Origin of the sequence: Pedobacter lithocola (genome assembly GCF_042650845.1) — a bacterium.
GTDB classification, from domain to species: Bacteria; Bacteroidota; Bacteroidia; order Sphingobacteriales; family Sphingobacteriaceae; genus Pedobacter; species Pedobacter lithocola.
Map to the genome: position 1 here is coordinate 559099 of NZ_JBHSBW010000007.1, position 25279 is coordinate 584377.

General features: G+C 31.0%; 23 protein-coding genes. 11 read left to right on the plus strand and 12 right to left on the minus strand.

Annotation, left to right across the window (positions count from 1 at the left end; genetic code table 11):
* The first annotated feature begins 2 nt into the window (after positions 1–2).
* Genes ACFOWA_RS04760 through ACFOWA_RS04770 form a run of 3 tightly spaced genes read left to right on the plus strand, consistent with a single transcriptional unit; the run spans position 3 to position 3518 of the window.
* Positions 3–1202 (plus strand): glycosyltransferase, encoded by a 1200-nt coding sequence (locus ACFOWA_RS04760; protein ID WP_378982302.1) that lies wholly within the window; start codon positions 3–5, stop codon positions 1200–1202.
* A 1-nt stretch (position 1203) separates the two neighbouring features.
* Complete coding sequence (locus tag ACFOWA_RS04765) at positions 1204–2394, plus strand: glycosyltransferase (RefSeq protein ID WP_378982304.1); 1191 nt, start codon at positions 1204–1206, stop codon at positions 2392–2394.
* Positions 2395–2402: 8 nt separating this feature from the next.
* On the plus strand, positions 2403–3518 hold the full coding sequence (locus ACFOWA_RS04770; RefSeq protein ID WP_378982306.1) for a glycosyltransferase family 4 protein: 1116 nt from the start codon (positions 2403–2405) through the stop codon (positions 3516–3518).
* 3 nt (positions 3519–3521) lie between these two features.
* On the opposite strand, the gene ACFOWA_RS04775 is transcribed toward ACFOWA_RS04770, so the two are convergent.
* A complete protein-coding gene (locus ACFOWA_RS04775) occupies positions 3522–4343 on the minus strand; it encodes a glycosyltransferase (protein ID WP_378982308.1) in 822 nt (273 codons plus the stop codon).
* 137 nt (positions 4344–4480) lie between these two features.
* Between ACFOWA_RS04775 and ACFOWA_RS04780 the strand changes: the two genes are divergently transcribed.
* From ACFOWA_RS04780 to ACFOWA_RS04800, 5 genes are all read left to right on the plus strand, one after another.
* Positions 4481–5056: a gluconate 2-dehydrogenase subunit 3 family protein gene (locus ACFOWA_RS04780; protein ID WP_378982310.1), complete on the plus strand. Its 576-nt coding sequence runs from the start codon at positions 4481–4483 to the stop codon at positions 5054–5056.
* 2 nt (positions 5057–5058) lie between these two features.
* Positions 5059–6744, plus strand: coding sequence for a GMC oxidoreductase (locus tag ACFOWA_RS04785; RefSeq protein WP_378984118.1), 1686 nt, complete (start codon positions 5059–5061; stop codon positions 6742–6744).
* Between the two features lie 66 nt (positions 6745–6810).
* Positions 6811–8142 carry a lipopolysaccharide biosynthesis protein gene (locus tag ACFOWA_RS04790; protein ID WP_378982312.1) on the plus strand — a complete coding sequence of 444 codons (1332 nt, stop codon included), beginning with the start codon at positions 6811–6813 and terminating at the stop codon, positions 8140–8142.
* Positions 8132–9016 carry a glycosyltransferase family 8 protein gene (locus tag ACFOWA_RS04795; protein ID WP_378982314.1) on the plus strand — a complete coding sequence of 295 codons (885 nt, stop codon included), beginning with the start codon at positions 8132–8134 and terminating at the stop codon, positions 9014–9016. The genes ACFOWA_RS04790 and ACFOWA_RS04795 overlap by 11 nt, the downstream gene beginning before the upstream one ends.
* Positions 9017–9047: 31 nt before the next feature.
* On the plus strand, positions 9048–9932 hold the full coding sequence (locus ACFOWA_RS04800; protein WP_378982316.1) for a glycosyltransferase family 8 protein: 885 nt from the start codon (positions 9048–9050) through the stop codon (positions 9930–9932).
* A 16-nt stretch (positions 9933–9948) separates the two neighbouring features.
* Here ACFOWA_RS04800 and ACFOWA_RS04805 read toward each other — a convergent pair whose 3' ends face one another.
* The 3 genes from ACFOWA_RS04805 to ACFOWA_RS04815 form a co-directional block, all read right to left on the minus strand.
* Positions 9949–10902 carry a glycosyltransferase gene (locus ACFOWA_RS04805; protein WP_378982317.1) on the minus strand — a complete coding sequence of 318 codons (954 nt, stop codon included), beginning with the start codon at positions 10900–10902 and terminating at the stop codon, positions 9949–9951.
* Positions 10887–12386: an ArnT family glycosyltransferase gene (locus ACFOWA_RS04810; protein ID WP_378982319.1), complete on the minus strand. Its 1500-nt coding sequence runs from the start codon at positions 12384–12386 to the stop codon at positions 10887–10889. The genes ACFOWA_RS04805 and ACFOWA_RS04810 overlap by 16 nt, the downstream gene beginning before the upstream one ends.
* Before the next feature lie 417 nt (positions 12387–12803).
* On the minus strand, positions 12804–14111 hold the full coding sequence (locus ACFOWA_RS04815) for a hypothetical protein (RefSeq protein WP_378982321.1): 1308 nt from the start codon (positions 14109–14111) through the stop codon (positions 12804–12806).
* A 695-nt stretch (positions 14112–14806) separates the two neighbouring features.
* Here ACFOWA_RS04815 and ACFOWA_RS04820 point away from each other — a divergent pair.
* Positions 14807–15775 carry a hypothetical protein gene (locus tag ACFOWA_RS04820; RefSeq protein WP_378982323.1) on the plus strand — a complete coding sequence of 323 codons (969 nt, stop codon included), beginning with the start codon at positions 14807–14809 and terminating at the stop codon, positions 15773–15775.
* Here the strand turns inward: ACFOWA_RS04820 and ACFOWA_RS04825 are convergent.
* The 4 genes from ACFOWA_RS04825 to ACFOWA_RS04840 are packed head-to-tail and all read right to left on the minus strand — an operon-like array spanning position 15772 to position 19393.
* The gene (locus ACFOWA_RS04825; protein ID WP_378982325.1) at positions 15772–16200 is read right to left on the minus strand and encodes a hypothetical protein; all 429 of its coding nucleotides are present in this window, start codon (positions 16198–16200) and stop codon (positions 15772–15774) included. The genes ACFOWA_RS04820 and ACFOWA_RS04825 overlap by 4 nt on opposite strands.
* Positions 16201–16202: 2 nt before the next feature.
* Positions 16203–17639 carry a GMC oxidoreductase gene (locus tag ACFOWA_RS04830; protein WP_378982327.1) on the minus strand — a complete coding sequence of 479 codons (1437 nt, stop codon included), beginning with the start codon at positions 17637–17639 and terminating at the stop codon, positions 16203–16205.
* Positions 17640–17645: 6 nt separating this feature from the next.
* A complete protein-coding gene (locus ACFOWA_RS04835; RefSeq protein WP_378982329.1) occupies positions 17646–18701 on the minus strand; it encodes a UbiA prenyltransferase family protein in 1056 nt (351 codons plus the stop codon).
* Between the two features lie 5 nt (positions 18702–18706).
* The gene (locus tag ACFOWA_RS04840) at positions 18707–19393 is read right to left on the minus strand and encodes an HAD family hydrolase (RefSeq protein ID WP_378982331.1); all 687 of its coding nucleotides are present in this window, start codon (positions 19391–19393) and stop codon (positions 18707–18709) included.
* 127 nt (positions 19394–19520) lie between these two features.
* Here ACFOWA_RS04840 and ACFOWA_RS04845 point away from each other — a divergent pair, with 127 nt between their 5' ends.
* A complete protein-coding gene (locus ACFOWA_RS04845) occupies positions 19521–21089 on the plus strand; it encodes a hypothetical protein (protein WP_378982333.1) in 1569 nt (522 codons plus the stop codon).
* Positions 21090–21105: 16 nt separating this feature from the next.
* Positions 21106–21951 carry a beta-1,6-N-acetylglucosaminyltransferase gene (locus tag ACFOWA_RS04850; protein ID WP_378982335.1) on the plus strand — a complete coding sequence of 282 codons (846 nt, stop codon included), beginning with the start codon at positions 21106–21108 and terminating at the stop codon, positions 21949–21951.
* 3 nt (positions 21952–21954) lie between these two features.
* On the opposite strand, the gene ACFOWA_RS04855 is transcribed toward ACFOWA_RS04850, so the two are convergent.
* The 4 genes from ACFOWA_RS04855 to ACFOWA_RS04870 are packed head-to-tail and all read right to left on the minus strand — an operon-like array spanning position 21955 to position 25078.
* Positions 21955–22767, minus strand: a complete 813-nt coding sequence (locus ACFOWA_RS04855) for a methyltransferase, TIGR04325 family (protein WP_378982337.1) — start codon at positions 22765–22767, stop codon at positions 21955–21957.
* A 7-nt stretch (positions 22768–22774) separates the two neighbouring features.
* Complete coding sequence (locus tag ACFOWA_RS04860; protein WP_378982339.1) at positions 22775–23872, minus strand: DegT/DnrJ/EryC1/StrS family aminotransferase; 1098 nt, start codon at positions 23870–23872, stop codon at positions 22775–22777.
* The gene (locus tag ACFOWA_RS04865; protein WP_378982341.1) at positions 23847–24221 is read right to left on the minus strand and encodes a sugar 3,4-ketoisomerase; all 375 of its coding nucleotides are present in this window, start codon (positions 24219–24221) and stop codon (positions 23847–23849) included. The genes ACFOWA_RS04860 and ACFOWA_RS04865 overlap by 26 nt, the downstream gene beginning before the upstream one ends.
* On the minus strand, positions 24209–25078 hold the full coding sequence (locus tag ACFOWA_RS04870; RefSeq protein WP_378982343.1) for a beta-1,6-N-acetylglucosaminyltransferase: 870 nt from the start codon (positions 25076–25078) through the stop codon (positions 24209–24211). The genes ACFOWA_RS04865 and ACFOWA_RS04870 overlap by 13 nt, the downstream gene beginning before the upstream one ends.
* Positions 25079–25279 lie beyond the last annotated feature (201 nt).

The window sequence follows — 25279 nt, forward strand, 5'->3', positions numbered from 1 at the left end:
AATTGGAAGGAATAGATTTTGTAATTGTTGGGCAACAACCCTGGGATACTGAAATTGGAAGCAATTGTAAAAACATTGCAATAGAAATCAGTAAAACAAATAGAGTTTTATACATCAATTCTCCTTTAGATAGAATCACACTCTATCGCGATAAAAACAATCCTAAAACCAAATTGCGATTAGACATTATCGAAGGAAAAGCTAATGGCTTAATTCAGGTTCAAAATAACTTATGGAATTTGTACCCCGATTGTATGGTAGAATCTATAAATTGGATTCCAAGCACAGCAATTTTTAATTTGATTAACTACTTTAACAATAAAAAGCTATCTAAATCTATATTAAAAGCTACAAAGAAATTAGGTTTTAATAATTTTATTCTATTTAATGATAATGAGATTTTTAAAGGTTATTTCTTAAATAATTTTTTGAAGCCAAAAGCAAGTGTTTATTATTCAAGAGATTATATGATTGCTGTAGATTATTGGAAAAAACATGGTGAGCAATTAGAGCCTAAATTAATCGCCAAAAATACCTTGTGTGTTGCTAATTCTACTTTCCTCGCAGATTACTGCCGCAAATACAATTCAAATTCTTATTACATAGGGCAAGGTTGTGATTTAGATATCTTTTTCAGGAAAGATAGCCAGCTAGAAATTTTAGGCCTGACAAATATTAAAAAACCTATAATTGGGTATGTTGGTGCGCTTCAAAGCATCCGTTTGGATATAAATATAATTGCTCACATTGCTTTAACAAAACCAGAATGGACAATTGTTTTAGTAGGTCATGAAGATGATATTTTTAAAGGAAGTGACCTTCATAAATATAAGAATATAATATTTACTGGTAACAAGCCAATTAATTTGCTTCCTGATTTTATAAATGCATTTGATGTTTGTATAAACCCTCAGCTTATAAATATGGTAACCATTGGTAATTATCCTCGAAAAATTGATGAGTATTTAGCAGTTGGAAAACCTGTAGTTGCAACGGCAACTAAAGCAATGGAAACTTTTTCTGATTTTGTTTATTTAGCTGAAAACAAAGAGCAATACATTTCACTAATTGAGCAAGCACTTAGTGAAGATAAAGAAGAATTTCAAATAAACAGACGAAATTTTGCTCTAAAGCACACATGGGAAAATAGTGTAAAGGATTTATATACAGCTATTGAACATACATTATCAGATAAAAATTAATATGGAAGTTTTAATTACGATTTTTATCATTTTTCAGGTATTGGTTGGCTTTAATTTATTGCTTCCAGTATTTTTATATATTTTTCACTTTTTTAAAAGTAAAAGTAAAATTTCAACAGTTTTAACAAGCGAGTATGATTATGGAATAATTGTTACTGCTTATCAACAAACTACCTTATTACCCGATGTTGTTCAATCAATTTTAAATTTAAATTACCAAAATTTTGTGGTTTATGTGGTTGCTGATGATTGCGATATTACCAATCTTAACTTTAATAGCGATAAGGTTATACTGCTTCGTCCGGAGGAGAAACTAGCTAGTAACACTAAATCTCATTTTTATGCTGTTAATAGATTTATTAGACCTCATAAGCTTTTAACCATAATAGATAGCGACAATTTAGTTGAACCAGAATATTTAAATGAGCTAAACAAATTTTTTGATTTAGAATATTTGGCTATACAAGGTGTACGTAAAGCTAAAAATTTAAACACAGCTTATGCTTGTCTTGATGAGGCTGGAGATATTTATTATCGCTTTATTGATAGAAAACTTTTGTTTGATAACGGTTCATCTGCATCATTAGCAGGTTCTGGAATGGCTTTTACAACTTCTTTTTACAGAGAGTGTTTAGAAAAATTATCAATCGAAGGTGCCGGTTTTGATAAGGTTTTACAAATGGAGATTTTGAATCGCGGTAAACGAATAGCTTTTGCCGAGAAGGCAATTGTTTATGACGAGAAAACTTCTAAATCTCAGCAATTGGTTAATCAAAGAGCTAGGTGGATAAATACATGGTTTAAATATGCAGGTAAAGGTGTGAAATTAGTTTTTAAGGGATTGTTCCAATTTAATAGAAATCAATTTTTGTGTGGACTTATATTTTCAAGACCGCCTTTGTTTATTATTGCTGGTTTATCTATGTTATCCATCCTGATTGATGTATTTTTTTTAAGAAGTATGTTAATTTTCTGGCTTATTGCTATTTCGAGTTTCTTTGCGATTTTCTTTATCGCCTTAAACTTTTTTAAAGCACCGAAAGCTGTTTACAGCGCTCTTGTAAAAGTTCCTGTTTTTATGTTTTTGCAAGTTCTCTCATTATTCAAAGCAAGGAAAGCGAATGAAATATCAACTGCCACGATTCATTACAATGAAGGAATTGTAGATGAATTGGGAAGTAAAAAAAATTAACATCAATTATGACGACTGCAAAAAAAACAATCTTACATGCTATTAGGCAGGGCCAGGTTGGTGGTGGTGAAACACATGTATTGGATTTGGTGAATAGCTTAGATAAAGCAAAATACGAATCTGTAATTTTATCGTTTACGGAAGGACCAATGGTTGAAAAGTTGAAACAAGATGGCTTTAAGACTTATGTTGTAAGCACTGAAAAACCATTTAATTTTCGCGTTTGGAAACAAGTGAGACAGATTATTTCGGCCGAAAATATTGACTTAATTCATGCGCATGGCACAAGAGCCAATTCTAACACTTTTTACAGTGCAAAATTGCTTAAAATTCCATTAGTTTACACGGTTCATGGTTGGTCTTTCCATCCAGACCAAAGTAAAATGGTAAAATTTATAAGGAGCATGAGCGAACGCTTTCTGGTTTCTGTAGCTAATAAAACGATTTGTGTTTCAAAGAGTAATCTTATCGAAGGAAAAACCAAATTCCCTATGACAAATGCAACCGTAATTGCGAATGGAATAAATCGTTTTAAATTTAATCCAGATAAAGAATTTAAAAATATTCGATTGGAATTTGGTATAGATGAGAGTTTTATTTTAGTTGGATACATTGCCCGAATTACTAATCAGAAATCTCCTTTAACGTTTCTTAGAGCGATAGCGATGCTTCCAGAGAAGGAAAATATTCGTTTTTTAATTGTTGGTGATGGTGATTTAAAGACTCAAATGCTTTCTTTGTCGAAAGATTTAAATCTCGACAAATACATCACTTTTGTAGATTTTAGAAATGATATCCCGGATATCTTAAATGCAATAGATGTGTTTTGTTTACCATCATTGTGGGAGGGATTGCCCATTGCTTTGCTAGAAGCCATGTCTATGCGGAAAGCAATTATTGCCTCAAAAATCGATGGAATTACCGACCTGATTGATGATGGCTTGAATGGTTTACTTGTTAAAGCTGCTGATATAGATAGTTTATCAAAAACGCTGCAAAGGTTAATTCTTGATAGAAAGTTAATCGCTGATTTGGGCCTTGAGGCTGAAAAAACCGTTCAAGAAAAATTTAATATTTCTACAATGACTAAAAATATCGAAGCCGTTTATCAGGAATTTATTTAAATATTAACTTTGTTTAACATGCTTAAAGTTGAAATATTTTATAAATCTATCGTAGGTAGATTTATAAATTCCACCATCAACAATTATTCTTCTATCGCCTGTCCATACTATACTTTCGCTTTTGGTTACCCAATGTAATTTACCAAATCCGGCTTTACGTAATTTCATGGCCAACCACCCGTCTTCGTTGGTTCCTGGAGGATGAACAAATCCATCAACGCTTAAGCATTGTTCTCTACGACATGCTGAGTTAAAGCCGTAAACATTTAATGCCTCTTCTTTAAAAAGCCTGTTTATATGTCTGTTAAAATCAGATAAATATTCATAAAAAAAATATAAAATCCGCGGTGTTTCTTCTGGAATAAAAGAGAACCTGCCATACGTTAATGCAATTTTATTACTGTTATTTAGCGGGTCTATCATATTATCTATCCACGATTCTGGATATATCGTATCCGCATCCGCATTGATAATGTATTTTCCTTTTGCAACAGTAAGGCCTGCATTTCGAGCATTTGTGATGCCTTGCTTCAATTCATTAACACAAATAACTCCACAAGCATTTATTAAATCTTCAGTTTTGTCTTTAGAATTATTATTTACAACTATAACCTCTATCGAGTATTTCGATTTCGTATTTGATAATGAGAATAGTGTTTTTAGAATGTTTTCTTCCTCGTTGTACGCAGGTATAACAATCGAAATATCAGGTTTATCACTATAAAGTTTTTTAAATTTTTCGTTTATTGACTTTATTTCAGACTTTAAAAAACTCGAACTCTTGTTGTACTTTTGAACACTAACCGGGATGAAAACAGGTCTCATTAAAATATAGATTGGGGATAATTGATAAATATAAATCAAAAACTTCAATTGTTGAATAAAAAAAAATAATACCGCTAAAAAACCAAAAATTGTTCGATTAATATTTATCTTTACTTTTTGTAATTATCCCCCTCATTTTGAATAGACGAACATCCATAAGAAGTATTCTAGCTTTAAGTGCTCTAGGTATCTCTTCTTTTTCTGCCTACAAATGGTTCGATCTACATCAAAAGATTAGTTTAAGCCAGTTAACTGATTTTAAACTGCTTATTACTGAACTAGCTGAAACCATTATTCCAGAAACCGATACACCAGGGGCAAAAAGTGCTGGTGTTCATAATTACATAATAAATGTTTTGCATAATTGCACTTCTAAAGTAGAGCAAAACAAATTTTTAAATGGTTTAGAAAGCGTTACAAGCTTTACACAAAATAAATTTAATAAACCGTTTGAGCGTTGCAATTCTGTTCAACGTACTGAAATATTGAAACATTTTGAAGAAAATGATACCTATCGTTATCAAATTTTAAATAAAATAAATAATAAACTAGTTGGTCGTCCTTTCTTTACACTGCTAAAGCAACTAACAATCGAAGGATATTGTAGCTCCGAACTTGGTGCTTCTCAAGGTTTATCGTATGATTATATTCCTGGAAGCTATATTGCGTGCATGCCATTAAAATCAAATCAAAAATCGTGGGCAACGAAATAATTATGGATAATACAGCTAAAACAGAAAATATTTATGATGCCATTGTTATTGGTTCAGGTATTAGTGGTGGTTGGGCGGCAATGGAGTTATGTAAAAACGGTTTGAAAACATTATTGCTAGAGCGTGGAAGAGATGTAAAACATATTATTGATTATCCTACGGCAAACTTAAAACCTTGGGAATTTAAAAATGGTTTACACAACACACTTCAGGATGTAGAAAATGATCCAATTCATAGTAATGTGTATAGCCCTGCAGATAAACATTTTTTTGTAAGTGATAAAATCCATCCGTATATACAAGAAAAGCCTTTTAATTGGTTGAGAGGATATCAGGTAGGCGGAAAATCATTAACATGGGGAAGGCAATGTTATCGTTTTAGCGATTTAGATTTTGAAGCAAATAAGAAAGATGGTGTTGGTGTAGATTGGCCTATAAGGTATAAAGATTTGGAAAAGTGGTATGACTATGTAGAACAATTTATTGGTGTAAGTGGGCAAACCGAGAATTTACCTCAACTACCTGATGGACAATTTCTACCACCTATGGAACTGAACTGTGTAGAAAGTCATTTAAAAACATCAATAAAAAATAAAGAAAACAGAGTACTAACAATAGCAAGGGTTGCAAATTTATCTCGTGGGTGGGATAACAGAGGACCGTGTCAAAATCGAAATCTCTGCAATAGAGGATGCCCATTTGGAGGATATTTTAGTAGCAATAGTTCAACCATTCCAGCCGCCGAAAAAACAGGCAATTTAACACTTCGTCCGTATTCCATAGTTGCAGAAATTTTATACAATGAAGAAACGCAGAAAGCTTCGGGTGTTAAAGTAATAGATGCGAATACGAATGAAATTATAATCTATAAGTCTAAAATTATTTTTATTAATGCCTCCACAATTGCTACAACATCTATATTACTAAATTCTAAATCAAAAAGATTTCCATCAGGATTTGGTAACGATAGCGGACAGCTCGGACATAATTTAATGGATCATCACTCATCTGCTGGTGCATATGGTGTATTTGAAGGTTTTCAAGATAAATATTATAAGGGTAGAAGACCATGTGGTTTTCTAATACCAAGGTATCGTAATGTAAAAGACAATGAAGGATTAGACTTTAAACGGGGATATAATATTCAGGGTGATGGCGAACGAAAGGAGTGGGAAGACAGACAAGGTGAATCAGGTTTTGGAGTTGATTTTAAGTCTAAAGTAACATCACCTGGTCCATGGACAATCTGGATGGCTGGTTGGGGCGAATGTTTACCTTATTTTGAAAATCAAATTTCTTTAGATGATACAAGAAAAGATAAATGGGGTTTGCCTTTAGTTAAAATAAATTTTTCATTTAATGAGAATGAAAAGAATATGATGAAAGATATTCAGGAAACCTGTGCTACTATGCTTAAAGACGCCGGTTTTTCTGATGTGAGTATGTTCAATTACAATAAACCTGGAGGTTCTACCATTCATGAAATGGGAACAGCTCGCATGGGAACCGATCCTGCTACATCTGTTCTTAATGCTAACAATCAAATTCATGCAGCTAAAAATGTATTTGTAACTGATGGAAGTTGCATGACTTCCTCAGCATGTCAAAATCCATCATTAACATATATGGCACTTACAGCTAGAGCGGTTGATTTTGCAGTTAAAGAATTAAATAGTGGTAATTTATAATAACAATGCGATAACGCTAAATAGAAGATGAATATTATAAAAAAGGCGTTTGCAATTTTTAAAAACATGCATTTCCAATCACTGCTTGCTAATGGGATGATGGCAGTTTTTGGAATGATTACCTTATCCATTTTATATAGAAACCTAACTGTAGTTGATATTGGTATTTATATATTCTTTTTAGCTATTGTTGGCTTGATAGATAATTTACGAGCAGGGTTTTTAACCATAACAATTGTTAAATTTTTCTCAGGTACAACCGAAGAAAGAGGAAATGAAGTAGCAGGCTCTGCTTGGCTACTAGCATTGGTAATTTCGGTTATATTTTTGATAATTAATATACCAACGTATTTTATATCCAGGTACGTTACAGACCAAGGATTAGCATTATTTTTAAAATATTTTTCTATTATATCGCTTATTACGTTACCATGTTTTATGGCCGATTGTATAGTTCAAGCAAGCAAGAGATTTGATAGATTGTTATGGTTAAGAATATTCAATCAAGGTTCTTACACATTAATAATATTTTCGCTTGCATTTTTAGGAAAACTGAATTTAATGACAGTTATGTACACTTTTATAGGTTCAAACCTGTTGGCAAGTTGTGTAGTTTTAGTATTACGGTGGACTATGATTTCATCAGTATTTAAAGCAAAACTTGATACCGCTTGGGAACTATTCCATTTTGGTAAATACAGTATGGGAACCAATATAAGCTCAAATTTATTTGGGGTAACAAACACATTTGTAATTAATTTTTTAATAGGCCCAGCTGCATTAGCCATGTACAATTTGGGTGGTAAATTATTGCAAATAGTTGAAATCCCTTTATTAAGCTTTGTTACCAGCGGTATGCCATTACTATCTGCACATTACAATAAGGGCGAAAAAGTTGAAATGGTTTATACGCTAAAAAAACTTATAGGGATGTTAACCATTGTATTAATACCTGTGGTAATTGTAGCTCTAATTTTTGCAGAACCAATTATTCATTTGCTTGGTGGCAAAGGATATATTGCTAATGAAGCACCAAACCTTTTCAGAATATTTATGGTTGTAGCATTATTATATCCTGCAGATAGATTTTTTGCTATAGGTGTAGATATTATTCATCAACCAAAAATAAACTTCTACAAAATAATTATAATGTCTTTAGTAAATCTTGCAGCAGTTTTTGCATTTGTAAGTATTTATCACTCGGTTTATTCAATCGCTTTTGCATCAATAACCCCTATACTTGTTGCAATTTATATGACCTATAAACCATTAAATAAATATTCAAAATTCAGCTTTTTAAGTATTTATCAAGTTGGGTTTAAAGAAATTATTATTCTAATTAAACAGCTAAATAATACCTTTTTTAAAAGTTCACAAAAATTAATCAATGAAAAATAATAATATTTCTGTTGTGTTGGCTTGCGATAACAACTATGTTGTTTTATTGGCAGCGTTGTTAAAATCAATAGAGATGAATCACGTTGATAATTCAATTGTAGATATATATATCGTTGATGATAAGATTTCTAAGGCAAATAAGTCTAAGTTAGAACAATCTTTAAGTTTAGATAAGATGAACTTAATTTGGTTAAAAATGACTGATATTATTCCTAAAGATATTAATCTTCCTATTGTAAATAATGCATATCCTATAAACACCTACATAAGGTTGCTTATACCTTACATTGTACCTAAAGATGTTGAGAAAGCAATTTTTATGGATGTTGATATGATAATGTTAGATGATATTACAAACCTATGGGCTATTGATATAGGAAAATTTGTAATTGGGGCGGCAAGTGACACAATTGGCCCTATAACTAAAACAATTGGAAACGGAATTGAAAATTATAAAGAGTTGGGATTAAATCCTGATGAAAAATACTTTAATGCTGGTTTGCAAATTATTGATATTAAGAAATGGCTTGAACAAGATATTACCAGAAAAACAATTAATGCTATAAACGAAAATAAAAAATATGCTTCTCTAGGCGATCAGTACGGCTTAAATATTGCATTAATTGGCAACTGGTTTGAGATTGATAGATTATGGAATTGCTTTTCTGTAAATGAAGATCCCAAGCCAAAACTCATTCATTATTTTCATAGAAAGCCTATTTATAAAACTTATGCTTATAATTATCGCGATGAGTTTTATAATTATCTAAATCAAACGAAGTGGGTAAATTTTAAACCAATTGGTGCCTCAAGCAGATATTTAAAAAAGGTAAATAACATTATTCAAAAATTGAAGTTTAAATTTTTGAAATAATAATCAGATAATTTTATATAACTCTTATAGCGTGAAAGTAAATAATAATATATCGATAATATGTGCTAGTGATAACCACTACGCAATATTAATTGTTGCATTGCTTAAATCAATTGATTTAAATCACAAGACTAATGAACATATTGATTTTCATATCATTGATGATGGAATTGCAAAGTCATTTAGAAAAAAATTAGAATCAATTGTAGATCCCTCAAGGATAACCATTAAATGGTTTAAAAGCAAAGAAATCGTTCCATCGCATATCACGATTCCTGTTGATAGCTCGGCCTTTCCATTAACAGCGTATATGAGGGTTTTTTCTCCTTATGTAGTTGATGAAGACGTAGAAAAATTAATTTATTTAGATGTTGATACAATAGTTCAGGATGATATTTCAAAATTATGGAATCTATCCTTAGGAGAATACACAGTTGCTGCAGCGCAGGATGTTGGTAAAACTGTTGACTGTAAATGGGGTGGAATTGCAAATTATGCAGAATTAGGGCTTACAGCTGATACAAAATATTTTAACTCGGGTGTTTTAGTCGTTAATCCAAAAAAATGGAAGGCAGAAGGGATTTCTGAAAAAGTAATTGATGCATTAAGAATTCATAAAAAATATGTTCAGCTGGCAGACCAATATGGCTTAAATGTTGTTTTAGCTAATAAATGGTTACAGCTAGACCCAAAATGGAACTGGTTTGCCTTTAATGAAAATGATAATCCTTCACTAGTGCATTTTCTTGATATTAAACCAATATTTAAAACCTATAATTCGAAAGAAGTTTACAAAGATGAGTTTTATAGATATTTATCTCTAACTCCGTGGAAAAACTTCAAACCAATTAGTGGAAATCAAAGGCATATCAGAAAGATTTTTAATAAGATAAAAAAGGCTTTCATAAAATTATAGAAGAAGAATTCTTCTTCTATAATTTTAAACTATCAGACGGTAAAATTTCATTATCTGATAGTTTATTAAAAATTTCCTTCTTGCTTTGGCTCTTTTGCGATATCATATTTAATAATAAAATTCCCATTACAAAGAAGCCGATACAGATTAAAGCCGTTGTAAATAAACTTACAGTCATGGTGCTAGCCCAGCCTAAAATAGCCTCATCTGTAAAAAATTTCTTATATAATACTATGCCGATAAAGCCAAGGAAAGAAACGATTATCAGCATAAAAATTCTTAAAAAAACCATTAATAATTCTTCTGCATATTCTACAAAAGATTTAAATGCATGATGAACCAAGCTGGTCAAGTTCATTTTAGATTTTCCATCTATTCTTTTTAACCTGTTATAAACAATACTGGTTGATGAAACTTTTTGTTTAGAAAGATGAGCTGCAAAATGTATAAATCCGGTATAGCATGAGGTTTGTAAAACCTTCTTTTTTATCATGCAAAAATTCCCAAAATTTAGGATTTTGCCGGTTATAATTTTAAATATAAATCTATAAATGTAATATGAAGCTTGAAATGAAAAACTTTCTTTTCTTCTGCCTCTGGCCACATTTACAATATCGAAATCTTTAAATTTTACCAAATCAGCAATAGCTTCTGGGTCATCTTCACCATCAGAATCCATAATTATAAATTTATTAGATTCTAAACTGTTTGAATATAATAAGCCCTGATAAATGGCTGCTTGATGACCTACATTAAATTTTAATTCTAATATTGTAAGTGTTGCATTTATTGCCGAGAAATTAAATTGCTTTAACAAGGAAAGCGTATGGTCTGAGGAACAGTCATCTACAACAACCACCTCAAAGTTGTAAGGAAGCTTTTCTATTACGCTTTCAACATTCTGCAGAAATGAAATTACGGTAGTATTTTCATTAAAGCAAGGGGTAATGATTGTTACTTTTTCTTCCATGTACTTTTATTATTCTTATAAACTAAATACCCATCGATATTTAATACTATCGTGTAATCTGATTTTTTGATGTTATTAAAATCTTTAACAATTTCATATTTAGAATTCGGGGTGGAATCGATTATGTATTCTATATTTCCATCGTTTAACAATTTTGCAAATTCATTATATCCAACTACTTCGAGTTTGCTGGTAGAATATTCGAGTATATCTCGTTGCGGAACAAGGCAATTTTTAAAATAAATATTATTTAAAAATTGTCTGGATGGTGCGTAAGTATCCGTTCCTAAATTTGAATAAATGTATTTGGCACTATTATTTTTCAAATTTGAGTCTATGAATTTAACAATCTTGGCAGTAGTATTTTTTTGTGATATTAATTTTGGGTCTTCTTTAAAATTTGCGATTGATTGAAAAGTATTAAAACCAAATATTAAGATTATGAACAAGCCGAAAATCGGTATTAATGCGTATTTATGGATTAAAAATTTTAGCCCTGATGCATTAATAGCAAAGCTATGATTTAGTGCTACAATTAAAGCTAGATTCATAAAAACTACATAATATTGAGTTGTTGCACCCATTTTTAGTGCAGTTACCGTGGCAAATATTAGCGTTCCTAATCCGCTTACAGCTATAAGCTTACTAATATTTAGTCCTTTAAAAAGTAAGTTTTTACTGATTAAAAGATATAAAAAGTAAAAAATTAAAGGCCAGCCTGTTAAGATAAATATGTTTCTGGTGAGTATATATTTTATAAAGTTTGAAACATCAATTCCATTTTTTACACCTCCAATAATGTTCTCAAAAAACGACGGATATACTAAAAAGGTGCTATAAAAGAGGATTCCGTAAAATAAAGTGGTGGAGATAATCAATTTTATCATTGTTGACCAGTCTTTAATAAGGAAGGCAAAGCCCACAAAAATTATGATAAACTGAATTCCACTTTGCTTTGAAAATACCGCTATAGCTGTTAGTACAACAATAAGCAGAATACTAATAATCTTTTTTGTTCCAGATTTATAATATACAACCATTGCGTAAATGGAAGAAATGCCTGCTAAATCATGCAAAGAATCTGGTCTTACAGCAAAATTATGTGCAAAATTTAAAGCGAATGAAGTAACAAGAAGCACTAATGCTTTATTGCCAGATATCTTAAAATAATCTTTGCCAATCCTATAAATAAGGTATGAACTTGCTAAGTTAAATAGCAGGTTCCAAAATCGACCAATGTGATATAAAGAATAAATATCATCCTCTGTAAAACCTAAAATTTTTGCGGTAAAGGCATTTATAAGATAATATAATGGTGTATATTGTGTAATCGAGAATGGAGCATTTAGTGGTGATGTGTATAAATTGCCATTATATAGAAGGTGTTGAATGCTGTATATTACATTCTGTTCCATACCTGCTATATCTGCTACGTTCAAGAAAATTACCATTATTCTCAGGGTAATAAGTATTAAGAGTAACATTATCAAGAAGTATGGCAAGAAGAGCCTCCACTTATATAAGATTGTCATTATTGTTGGGATGATTTGATCAATCAAGTCTTACTACTTGATATTTTCTGTTATAGGATTGAATCGGGCTGTTATGTGCGTTTAAAAGTTGAGATTGGTATATATAATTTAATAAATCAATTTATTTCACCATTAATTTAAAACAAATTAGTTTGTACAGACTTTTATAGTCTAAATAGATAAAATTCATCTGAAGAGTGTTGTCTTATTGGGATTTATCTAGCTAAGATATAAAACATTTCACTTGGTTTTGAATTTTATTGAAAATCACTTTGATATCCTTAAAATTTACCTACCCCGTTACTTAATTCATAAAAAAGGTTCGTAAGTTTTTATTTTACGAACCTTCAAAATTTTTAGCAAACTCTATTAAATTCCTGATGAACCAATTCCCGCAAATAGCGAAATAAACTTATTAATGTCTGCCACTGCACTTGATTGCTGAGCGAAATACTTATTGTTAGATATGTTTGTTTTAGCAGCGTTGCCATTGTAATTTATCATATCAGTAATAGTACCTTGAGCTTTATATAATTCAAATCCTAAATTATTATAGTAATCTAACGTTCCACCAAAATTATATAAATCTAAAATTTGACCCTCCCAATCTTTTGATGTGTTCATTTTACCTACAGTATTGTTATAAACTTTAGCATTAACAAAAGTTGTTTTTCCAGCAATGATATTTCTATCAAACTGTTGAATCTCAAAACCTCCGTATTTCCTGGTATTATAGCAAATATTATTATATATCTCAACAGTAGCTGGAGAACTTCCTCTTGAGTATATCCACATTCTTATTGCATTACCTTGATAGTTTGTTAATTTATTATCATGAAAAATGCCGTTACCCTGCATGTAGAAAACGCCGTTGTGGTTATTTGTAGATTGATTGATGTTATTTACGATATTGTGATGGATGTTATAATCTTGTACGTTTGTAAACGCACAAACGCTTCCAGCATTTGTATTTTGGAATATATTATTAGCAATTTCAACATCTTTAAAAAGCCCAGTATCTTCATTCTCGTTTAAATTGCCTCCAAAAGAAATTTGACCAGCATTATCGAAAAGACAATTTAAAATTTTAAACTTTTCAACTCTAGTATTTGAACTCCCATTGTATGCCAAGTTACTACCATTTGTTTTTTCTCCTGCAATACAATAATCATTTACATTTTTGAAACTCATATTCTTCAACGTAACACCGTTCATAAGTCCGTTCAGTTTTATTGCTCTTAAAGCAATATTTTCAAATGCAAAGCCATAAGATATAGTACTTGTGGCATCTCCAGAAATTGTTACATAACTAACATTATCAGTTTCCATCCCTTCGGATATATTTACCTGTCCGTTATTAACAATTTTTACTGGGCTTGAAGATGAAGCTATGATATTTTTAATATAGAGGCCTTTGTATGTGCCTCCTTTTACTTTTATAAGTTTAATTGAAGATAAATCTAAAGATTTGCCATCTATTGTTAAGTATCCAGAACCAGAACCAACCTCGTACGATGGAATGATAGCTACTGGTGTTGTTGGAGTAGCTGGGCTAGTTATGGGAAGCACTACAGATGTTTCAGATTTAAGTTCCTCTGGGGTAGTATTTTTTTTGCAAGCAGCAAATAAAATAACGAATAGAGCGATGAAAAGAGGCATTGTAGGAGTGATTCTCATTAAAATTTGTTAAAGATAAATTAATAATTGTTTGTTGCTTCTAAAACGGGGGATAATTTGATTATTGTGTATTAATTTGCTCGTTAAATTTTTTTAAAGATTGAAAGTTTAATCATAAGGGTTGTTAAAACATATTCAAGCAAGTTTATCATTAAAATTAAGTATGAAATAAAATTGTAACTCGTCGATGTTTATGACATTAAAATTACAATTTAAATATACGCAATTTTAATTCATAATGCGCTGATAATGTGTTGTTTAATTATTATTGTTTGGTTTGTGTTTAATCTTGTATTAAAAAAAATACAAAACATTTTATTTTTGTTCTGTTTTGTATTATGCTTTTTTCTTATCGCAATATAGGATAATTTTTAAAAAATCATCATGCTAAGAAAATTAAGTTTTTATTATGTTCTTGCTAAATAATTCTTCGTTATTTTCATTAAATATTGCATGCTATTAATATTATTAAGGAGTGTTCCTGTACACCAATTTGATGATTTTAATAATTCCAAATCGCTACAAAAATGATTTCGTTTGCTATAAATTATCTTATTCGTTTATATCTGCCTTTATCATTTCTTGAATTCTTCTTAACAAAAGATGCGTTAATTTTAATAGTTATATATTTGCACTTCAAAAATTAAGGTTTTTATCCTAAAATAAAAACCTTAATTCATTGCCAAAAATCATCTATGTTCAAAAATTTTGTGCTATTATCTTATGGAAGTACTGTTGAGTATAGGAGAGCAATCTTTTGTATTTACAGTTTTCTTAGTTGGAAGCCAGATCTAAAAAACACAAGGTTTATCATTTATACTGATAATCCTGAAGCATTCAAAACTTATTTTTCATCATTAAATATAGAATATGTATTGCTAACTGCAGATTTGGAAAGGCAATTTTTAAAAGGCACAACATTTCATCATTTAAAAAAAGTTGGTGTAATTGATTCGACTTTTAAAAAATATCCTAATGAGCATTTGTTTTTTGTTGATACAGACACTTTTTTTATCGGAAATCCATCACGTATATTAAACTCTTTTATTTCAGGAAAAAGCTTTTTACATAAACGGGAATATCGACTGGGCGACGCAATATCGGAATTTGCCGTATTCAATCAAGCACATTTTCCACTATCCTTCATGAAATTTATTTCGGGAAGAGTGTTGAAAATAAATAATGAAACCGTAAAATTTAATGAAAACGACTACAGCTGGAATACAGGGGTGTTGGCTTTAAATAGTGATTTTTCATCATTTATGGCAGATGTTACCGATTTGACCTTTGAATTCTATCAAAATTCGAAATGGTTTGTTAGCGAGCAACTTGCATTTTCCTTAGTTCTTCAAAAAGTTACAGAAATAAAACCAGCTGATGGTGTAGTTTTTCACTATTGGGGGCAAAGGCAAAAACAATTCATGGATAATTATTTAAAAGAATTGGTTAGTAGTAATTCGCTCAATAATCAATTTTTAGGCATTACGATATCGGATTTAAAACAGCTAGAGAAAATGCTATCAAACGATATTATTCTTGAACAAATTAATATTGCAATACGTAAAAAGGATTACCCTTATTTATTAAAACAAAGTTTAAAGATAATTTTAAAAAACCCTCTCAATACCAATATTTATAAACAAATTTATAAAGAATTGAATTAACCAATTTTCTCATTTTCAGGTAGTAGTATATAAGAAAAAGGATTGGCTATAGGGCTTTTATAAGGATCGAAAATTCCTAAATATTTAACCGTTTTTTCTACATTCATTTGGTTTAGAAAGAAATCGGTTGATAAAAGATAATATCGCAAAAGGTCGTTAACGTTATTAGAATTATTAGAATTACTTCTTCCATAATATAAAACTTTCCATTTTACATTAGCCATTATGTTATTGGCTCCGCTTGTAAAATAATCGTTTATGTAGTTATTAAGTCCTTCTTTATCCAATTTAAGATAGGATAACTCCTTTTCGATTAACCTGGCTGCATATTTTTTAATGCTGGGCGAAACAAAGTATAGTGAGGGTGGAATTGCAACCATACCAACCAATACACCCGATAATAATAAAAAGCTTCTTCTTTCCATAATTAAAACATTTTATCAGCTGCAAATAAAGATAGGGCAGAGAGCGTTAAGCTGGGGTTAGCTGCGCTATAAGTAGTGAAAGCCCCTGCTCCTAAAACAAATACATTTCTATATTTATGATGGACTAAATATTTATCAACCACACCAGTATTTGCATTTTCCGACATTCTCGTTCCTCCAATAATATGACCTTCATTTGGAAATGGATCCAGGTATTTTAAGCGTTCAACCGGCAAGCAGGATAAAATTTTAGGTAGTTCTATTTTGGCGTTTTTGAAGGCTTTCTCCGCATAATCAGAACGGCCATCGTAATGCACTTCTGGTTTCAATTTATTTGAAGATGTTGTAATATAGTTTTTATCATCTGGCAAATCTTCAAAAACCAATCTAAAGCTTGCAATGTTAAGCCACTTATTTTCTTCAAACCTAATAAATGGAGCATTATTTACTTCAATTAAGCAGGCTGCATAATCTTTTCGGTGTTGGCCATCGTAAAGCATGTATCCGTTTGCGTTTACCCACGTGCTACCACCTGCATTACTTAAATTATCTAAATATATAAGTACTTGAATACCTAATTGTTCACCGAAACCTTTACCTGTAAATTGATTCTTATCCCCAGAGTTTAGTAAAATATTAGTATTAAAAAATGGATTTGCCCCAAGCGCTATAACTTCTCCATCAGCTGTATATTCTTTATCATCTTTAACGTAGCAAACTTTTTTAGCAACATCGTTTATTATTTCTAGTTTATAAACCTGGGCTCCATAAATTATTTGCACTTGCGGGTTTTGGTAAACGGACATACCAGAGTTTTCGATGCTAAATTTGGCATCAACAGGGCAGGTGCCACACGTGCTCGATGCCATACATGCATTTCTGTTTGCGGTTGCCCGGCTAGCTCTAGCCGTAGGTTGGCTTATGTATTGATTGCCATACTTTTTATTTAAAATTTCATCTACTTTGCTAAATCTATGTGGTGGTAATGGATACTTTCCTTTTTTTGGAAATGGTGTATCATCTGGTCCGGAAATTTGCATAATTTCTTCAGCTTCCTCATAGTAAGGCTCGATGTCATCATAAGAAATTGGCCAATCTTGTGCAACTCCAAAAAGCGATTTCATTTTAAAGTCAGAAGGCATAAAACGCGGTGTGCAACCCCACCAGCAATTTGAACTGCCACCATATCCGGTTGTAAAATGCCAATCTTTTTTCGGATTAAAATTTTCCACAAGCGAATCCCATTTTTGTTCGTATTTAATATCAGTCAAACTTTCTCCTCTTCTAAGTTTCAGTTTATCTGCATGGCTGTAAAAATAGCCTCGCTCCAAAACCAAAACTTTTTTATCTCCTTTATTTTTGGCTAAATATTTTTGTAAAAAGAATGACGAAGCAAAACCAGTCCCCACAACAATTAAATCGTATTTATCGTTTTTCATCTATTTTTAAGAATCGTAATTGTAATTATTTGCATTATTTAAAAACCAGTGCAACCAAGGGATGTCAACAAACATTAATATACAAAGTAGAGCTGTAAAAAGAGCCAAATAAAGCATAAACCATTTTCTAGTATATAATTTTTCCGAACCTTGTACTGGTGAATCGTCTAATAAGCCTATTTTAAGATACCAGGAGAATAACAGTGCGAAAAATGGGAAGCTAACTAAAAGCTCAATTCTATCTTTAATTAAGAATATTCCCATAAAAAAGGCACAGGTTATTGCGTAAAAGAACATCGAAACTAATAAGCTATTTTCATTGTAAATTTTAAATGATTTGCGGTATAAGCCAGCTAGTTTTGGGTTATCAATTAACCGATATTCGGCAAATCTTTTTGTAGCCATTAAAAATGCACCACCCATCCAATAAGCAATTATGATACTAACTGGTGGAAAGGTGTTAATCCAATTTAAATCCCATTTACTACTAGGAATTCCTAAAGCAGGACTGAATATAAACCATCCGGCAGCAAAGCGAATTGGATTATTTACCGATTCACTTAAAACATCAAGAAAAACACGGTCTTTACTTCGGAAAGGTTTTACATTATAAATAATACCCATAATTAATAAAAACGTAGCAACCGACAAAAACTTAATCGATACAAAGGATGAAAGTGCGATACCTATAAATGCCAAAACTGCATATTCTGTATATACAATTCTTGGGTTTATCATGGTTACAACTGACGATCTTTTTCGCTTTAATGGGTGAAATTTATCAAAACCTGCATCTAAATATTCGTTTATAACATAATTTGCCGATGCGATTAAACACATACTAATTGCGCCTAAAACAATTTTTATAATTAAGGCTGAATTTAAGGGAGTATGAAATATTGATAATGCAAAAAGCATCCCAGGTACCATAAATAGGTTTTTTACCCAATTATCTGGGCGTGCGATGGAAACATATTCTTTTAAGCTAGCCCGTTTGAGCTCGGTTTCTTTTGGTTCTTCTGCCGATGTTGGGTCTTGAGGGAATGTAATTTTATCAATCATAATATTTATTGCTTAATAACATTAAGCACTTGTTTTGAGAGGTTTTCAAATAGGGGATTTTTTTCATTTACTTCATCAACCATTAAAAAAGAAATTCCTGCTGCTTTTGCGCATTCGCCATCCAGTTCCAACCGGTCGCCTATAAATAGGCATTGATTTTTATCAGTTACGCCAAATTCATTACATATAAATTCTAACCCATCAGGATTAGGTTTGAATGCATTGATTTGAGCATCTGTTGAACTAACGTATAGATCGGCTTTTAGTTCCATAGCTTTCATCTTTTCTATCGAATCGTAATCAGAATAAATCGCAATACGAATTTTTTTTTCGGCTAGTGATTTAAATAAAAGATGAATACCTGGGTAGGTACAAGACTTTAAAAATTGATTGGGATAATTGAATATCCATTTAGCTACAACTTCTCTAATTTTATCAATAGGTTGATTTATTTTTTGCTTGCACCATATATACTGTTGTTCATTAAGATTTGGACCTTTAAATCCTTTATTTTTCTCTCTTTCTTTACGGAAATGGTATAGAATAAATAATTCGTTAATCTTCCAGGGATGAAAAACAAAGTATTTCATTAAGGAGAATAGCATTTTTTTTCTGAGAAGGCTTTGATTATATAAGGTACCATCAACATCAAAAACTACTACCTCTAAATTATTCAGAGATATATTATGCACAGGGGGTGATTTATTTATGTAAAATTATTAAAAATTCCGATATTGCATAAAATCCAGACTGTCTATTTGCATGCCATTTCCTTTAAAAAACACTCTAAAAGATAAATTCAGCTTTTATTTATTTTTATTGATTATAGTTTTAGGCGTATTTTTAAGGTTATACCATTACTTCATTAATAGGTCGTTGTGGTTGGATGAGGGATATTTAACATCTAGTTTGCTAAATTTTAACTTTCAGCAGCTTGTAACAAAACCATTAGATTATCAACAGAAGGCACCCATTGGATTTTTGCTAATTGTAAAATTATTTTTAAATATTGTTGGTAACAATCTGTATGGTTTAAGAATAGTACCGCTTCTATCAGGATTATTATCAATCTTAATATTTATTCCTGTTACAAAGTATTTTTTAAAAAGCACGGGCATTTTAGTTGCAATGGCGATTTTATGTGTTTCGCCAGCTTTCGTTTATCATTCAGTAGAGATTAAGCAATATTCTACCGAATTGCTTTGCTCGATTTTATCATTTTACCTGTTTATTAAATATAGAACACTAAACGGTGTTAAAGAAATAATTATTTGGAGTTTAGGCGGAGCTGTTATACTTTGGTTTTCATTTTCTGCAATTTTTATATTAGGTGGTATTGGTTTTGGTTTATCAGTTTATTATGTAATAAATAAACAATGGAATATCCTGTTTAGAAGTTTTATACCTTTTATTACCTGGATGGTAAGCTTTATTTTACTGTTCGTTTTTTTTATTAGTAAAACTCCAGATGCAGAATGGGTAGTTAGTTGGTTCAGATTTTATGGAGATTTTATGCCATTACCACCTAAATCTGTTTCAGATTTAAGTTGGTTTTTTACAAGCTTTTACAGGATGTTGGATTATCCTATGGGTTTGCTTTGGAATTTTGTTGAAGCGGGAACACAGACACATTCTTACACTCCATTGATTAAAATGCCATTTTTACCATTCATTTTATTGGCCGCAGGAATTTATTTTTGTTTTAAAAATTCGCTCCAAAATTTTAATGTATTTGTGTTTCCATTGCTATTGGTATTGCTTGCTTCCGGATTAGAACTTTATCCGCTAACAGAAAGGTTTTGGCTGTTTTTAACACCAATCTTTATAATATTAATAGGTATCGGTTTGGACGGTTTAATTAAGGCTAAGCCATTAAAAATAATTATGGTTAGCCTATTATTAATCTCACCAATTATTCAATCTTTTCAGTCGATAACAAGCAGTGCAACATTTTACAAACATAAAAAATCATATCAAAAAGAATTATTCGATATGATTAATAAAGAATATAGAGATGGAGATGCTGTTTATGTTTATTGGAATGAATTGCCTGGCTTTAAAGTTTACTCAAATTTAAAAAAGTATAAATTTAAAGTTACTGAAGGTCAGGATTTTAGATGGAATTCTACAAATCTTGCTGATTATAACACGAAATTGAGCTCAGATTTTAAAAAAATTAAGAATAATAAAAGAGTTTGGGTTATCTTTAACAACAAATTTCTATCAAATGTTGGTGATCCTATTAGCATGCCAAAATGGTATTACGAAAATAAGAATCTTCCAGCAGCAAACTTGAAAACAGAATTATCAAAAATAGGAAAGTTTATCAAGACATCAAACACGGCTGATGTTAGTGTTTATCTCTATCAAATTACAAATCAACCCTAAAAATTAATCCCTAATAATGCGTGTTGCTCATATTATAATGGTTCATAAAAATCCGACGCAGTTGTTGCGTTTGGTAAATCGTTTAAAACACCCAGGATTTGATATTTATATACATCTAGATGAAAAGGTTGATGCTTTAGAATATAAGTTTTTGGAGCATTTTCCGCAAATATATTTCATCAAAAAAAGAGTAAATTGTAACTGGGCTGGCTGGAGTTTTACCAGGGCAATAGTTCAATCGCTTAAAGAAGTTATCGCTACTAAACAGCAATATGAGTTTATCAATTTAATTAGTGGTCAGGATTATCCGATACATTCAGCAGATGAAACCTACAATTTCTTTATTGATAAAATCGGTCAAAACTTTATGCATATAGATAGAAAAGATTCTGTTTGGTATAGGGAAGGACGCGATAGATTTCAGAAATTCCACTTTACAGATTCAGGTTTAAAAGGTAAATATCTTTTACAAACCGTAGTTAATTCTATGGCTCAAAAAAGGAAGTTACCGGATGATATGGAGTTTTATGGTGGTAGCAACTCTTCTTGGTGGACAATCACCTACGATACTGCAACTTATGTAGTAAGTAAGCTATATAGGAATGCGAAATATCATGATTTTTTCAAATACACGTGGGGTTCGGATGAATTCGTTATAGCAACTGTAATTATGAATTCTGAATACAGCAAACATACCAATCACGATAACCTACGTTATATAGATTGGTCTGAAGGTAAGCCCAATCCGAAGTTTTTAGGCATTGCAGATTTATCCAAAATCGTTAATTCTAAAATGATTTTTGCCAGAAAATTTGATATCGATTTAGATTCGGCGATATTAGATGAATTAGATAAATATTAATATCTATTTCAATTTCCAAAAAGAACCCTGATATCGAAATGGCTTAAAGTTTATGTAATACTTTTGAGATTCGGAAATAAAATCAAACTCCAAGTCATAATTTTTTTTGATTTGATTTTCTAATTTATTTTTCCCGAAAAAAATGCAAGGGTATGACGCCTCTATACCATAAAAAACAGGAGGGACCTTTTGAATTGTTATTCTATCCTCCTCAGTGTCATTATATCCAACCAAATCGAGCATTAGGTAAGGTATATTGAATGTTTGCAGGTGATTTAAAAGATTATAAGGTTCTTTAATGTACTGTAAAGTGCTAGAAATCAATAGAATATCAGGATTTTTACCATCAGCAATACACTCTTCAATTGAGTAGTAAAATTTTACATTAGCATTTTCAAAGGATTTTTTACCAACCTCTACATAGTTTGCTTGCTCTATTATACACCAATTTAATTCTACTAAATGTGATAAATATTTAATGCACTGGTAATAAGATGTCCCTAATGATCCTCCAAAATCAACTAAGGTTAATTTATTTCCATTTCTACCAGCAACAAACAACAATATGCTTAATAAAGTATGATTTATTTGTACTTCGTCATAGATAATACCATCTCTTTCATAAACTGCTTTACCATCTCTCACTTTGCCAGTTGTTTCTACAATTCTATTTAATATATGACTTTCATCGTAACCGGTGCACTGCGCTTTTGCTTCATCAAAAGATTTGAAATTACCTTTCCACCCGTATTTGAAACTAAACCAACGTAAAGTGTTTAATACAGGTGGAGCAAGTTCTTTTACTAAATAGTGCATTAATGATTTAATTAAATTGATTTAAAACTTCAACAACTCTGTATATATCATCTGCCTTGTGGGCAAATGAGCATGGCAAACTTAATGTGGTAGCATGTATTTCTTCTGATATTGGATAAATCATATCATTAAACTGATAAAGTGCTTTTTGCTTGTGTGGAGCAACTGGATAATGAATTTCTGTATCAATATTATTCTTTGATAGATAAGCTTTTAGCCTATCTCTTTCATTGTGTCTGATATTGTAAATGTGGTAAACATTATCAAAATCATTATCACTTATCGGTTTAATGAAATTATCATTCAAATTGCTTTGGTAGATAGAGGCTAAAGTTTTTTTATGATTATTAATGTCGTTTAGATAAGGTAATTTAACACGTAAAAAAGATGCTTGTAATTCATCCAAACGAGAGTTGTAACCAATAATGCCATTATGGTATTTTTTTTCCGATCCATAATTTCGCAATTGTCTAAGCTTAACATAATCCTCTTCAGTTTTACAAACTATCGCTCCGGCATCGCCTAATGCACCAAGATTTTTTGTAGGGTAGAAACTAAAACAACCATATTCACCAAAAGTACCGGCTAGTTTTCCTTTATATTTTGCACCATGAGCCTGCGCACAATCTTCAACGATTTTTAAATTATTTTGATTAGCGGTATCAATTATGGGTTCCATATCACAGCATTGACCATATAAATGAACTACCATAATAGCAACGGTTTTCGGCGTAATGGCTTCCTCAATTTTTTTAGGATCTATATTGTATGTTTCTAAATTTGGTTCGACAAATACAGGCACTAAATCACATTGCAAAATGGCTAAAATACTTGCTATGTAAGTATTCGAAGGCACAATAACTTCATCACCTTTGTTAAAATTGCAGCACTTTAACGAAAGAATTAGGGCATCTAAACCGTTCGCAACACCAATCACATAATTTTCATCATGATAATTGGCAAATTCCTTTTCAAATTGGGCAACTTCATTACCAAGTATGTACCATCCACTATTTAAAAAGTCGTTAAATTTTAATTTAAATGCTTCTTCAAATGGTTTATTTAGAGCCTTTAAATTCTCATAAGGTATTCTCGTATGGCTCATAAATATAATCTTTGGGGTCAAACGCTGTTGAAGCAAGAACTAATAAAATTGCATCTTCCGTAAAGCTATGCATCACATGCCAATCGTTCGGCTCTAAAATAAGGCACTTTTCAGGTGTATCTAAATCAAATATTTCAGTTTTATGGCCGTCGTTATTGGTTATTTTACAAGAACCTTTAATGCAAATAGCTGCCTGGTAAGTATTATGATGTCTGTGTCCACCACGGTCAGAATCATCAACTGCATAGATGTAAAAGAGACGCTTAATTTCGAAATCGACAACTCTATCTAATACTGTTAAAATTCCTCGACTGTCTTTATATGTTGTAAGGTTTATTATATGACCCATGTGAATACGCTTAATAAGGTTAAAAGTTGACTATCAATTAAATCCAATAATTTTTTGCTTTTAGTTTCATTTACTTTTCTGGCGAAAAGCATGTTTGAATTTTTTAAAGCATCAAAATCATTTTCATCTAGCACCTTCGGATTTGCACCACCTAAAGACCAGTCTATGTATCTGTAATTATCGTTTTTGATTTTATCTTTAAATGGAGAATTTAATAACATGGTTTGAAATACAAACTCATCACTTCCCCAACATAGTGAAAAGAAATTAATTAGCTTTTTATCGCTTTCAACTTTATCAACTACATACATTGCAGCTGTGGGACTTAGCATCCAAAACATTGATTTACCATAAGGATGAAGGTTATAAGGCAATTTCCTTTTCGGCATAACGTAGTTAATTAAATTTTCTAAAGAAGTTTTACCTTTAAAATTGTAATTGGTTAAAAAGTACTTCTCCATTCTTATCAAACCCTCTTTCCAATCGTTTTTGATGTCTTTATAGCTTAAAAACTCTTTATCACTTTTTTCGAAGAACTCAGCCAAAAAAGCTGCAGGTTTTAAAGGATAATCTTGGCCACTTAAAAAATTTATGTATTTGTAATCAACACCTCTGTTAACAATCTCTTTTATGCATTCAAATGTTGCTTTTACAGTGTTAAATCCTGCCCATTTAACATCAATTCTATTATTTATAAAATAAACATTTGGTATTTTTTTTAAAAAAAGGTGAGGATTGATGTCGAATTTTTTGTCAACATGAATATAAAAATCGAAATTTTCATGCATCATGTTATTAATCATTCTCTCTGTTTGGTGGGGATCGGTGTATGTTAAAATAAGGTGGGCTATGCGCATTTTTTTAATTAGGATGATGTAATTATTTAATATTATTTAGCGATTCTTACTAATCAGAATAGCTTGTGTAAACATTAGATTTTTTAATTACCAAAGGGACAATGTCCAAATTTAGGAATATATATTAAAATAGGGTCCTGATTGTTGGATTATATTGTTGTTTCCTGTATAATTTTAGATACTTTATCTTAGATGTTTGAT

Excerpts from the sequence above, each read along its gene's own strand:
- ACFOWA_RS04765 (WP_378982304.1), top strand. The coding sequence starts at position 1,204 with ATGGAAGTTTTAATTACGATTTTTATCATTTTTCAGGTATTGGTTGGC.
- ACFOWA_RS04770 (WP_378982306.1), top strand. The coding sequence starts at position 2,403 with ATGACGACTGCAAAAAAAACAATCTTACATGCTATTAGGCAGGGCCAG.
- ACFOWA_RS04775 (WP_378982308.1), bottom strand. The coding sequence starts at position 4,343 with ATGAGACCTGTTTTCATCCCGGTTAGTGTTCAAAAGTACAACAAGAGT.
- ACFOWA_RS04785 (WP_378984118.1), top strand. The coding sequence starts at position 5,059 with ATGGATAATACAGCTAAAACAGAAAATATTTATGATGCCATTGTTATT.
- ACFOWA_RS04790 (WP_378982312.1), top strand. The coding sequence starts at position 6,811 with ATGCATTTCCAATCACTGCTTGCTAATGGGATGATGGCAGTTTTTGGA.
- ACFOWA_RS04795 (WP_378982314.1), top strand. The coding sequence starts at position 8,132 with ATGAAAAATAATAATATTTCTGTTGTGTTGGCTTGCGATAACAACTAT.
- ACFOWA_RS04805 (WP_378982317.1), bottom strand. The coding sequence starts at position 10,902 with ATGGAAGAAAAAGTAACAATCATTACCCCTTGCTTTAATGAAAATACT.
- ACFOWA_RS04810 (WP_378982319.1), bottom strand. The coding sequence starts at position 12,386 with ATGTTACTCTTAATACTTATTACCCTGAGAATAATGGTAATTTTCTTG.
- ACFOWA_RS04815 (WP_378982321.1), bottom strand. The coding sequence starts at position 14,111 with ATGAGAATCACTCCTACAATGCCTCTTTTCATCGCTCTATTCGTTATT.
- ACFOWA_RS04820 (WP_378982323.1), top strand. The coding sequence starts at position 14,807 with ATGTTCAAAAATTTTGTGCTATTATCTTATGGAAGTACTGTTGAGTAT.
- ACFOWA_RS04825 (WP_378982325.1), bottom strand. The coding sequence starts at position 16,200 with ATGGAAAGAAGAAGCTTTTTATTATTATCGGGTGTATTGGTTGGTATG.
- ACFOWA_RS04830 (WP_378982327.1), bottom strand. The coding sequence starts at position 17,639 with ATGAAAAACGATAAATACGATTTAATTGTTGTGGGGACTGGTTTTGCT.
- ACFOWA_RS04835 (WP_378982329.1), bottom strand. The coding sequence starts at position 18,701 with ATGATTGATAAAATTACATTCCCTCAAGACCCAACATCGGCAGAAGAA.
- ACFOWA_RS04850 (WP_378982335.1), top strand. The coding sequence starts at position 21,106 with ATGCGTGTTGCTCATATTATAATGGTTCATAAAAATCCGACGCAGTTG.
- ACFOWA_RS04855 (WP_378982337.1), bottom strand. The coding sequence starts at position 22,767 with ATGCACTATTTAGTAAAAGAACTTGCTCCACCTGTATTAAACACTTTA.
- ACFOWA_RS04860 (WP_378982339.1), bottom strand. The coding sequence starts at position 23,872 with ATGAGCCATACGAGAATACCTTATGAGAATTTAAAGGCTCTAAATAAA.
- ACFOWA_RS04865 (WP_378982341.1), bottom strand. The coding sequence starts at position 24,221 with ATGGGTCATATAATAAACCTTACAACATATAAAGACAGTCGAGGAATT.
- ACFOWA_RS04870 (WP_378982343.1), bottom strand. The coding sequence starts at position 25,078 with ATGCGCATAGCCCACCTTATTTTAACATACACCGATCCCCACCAAACA.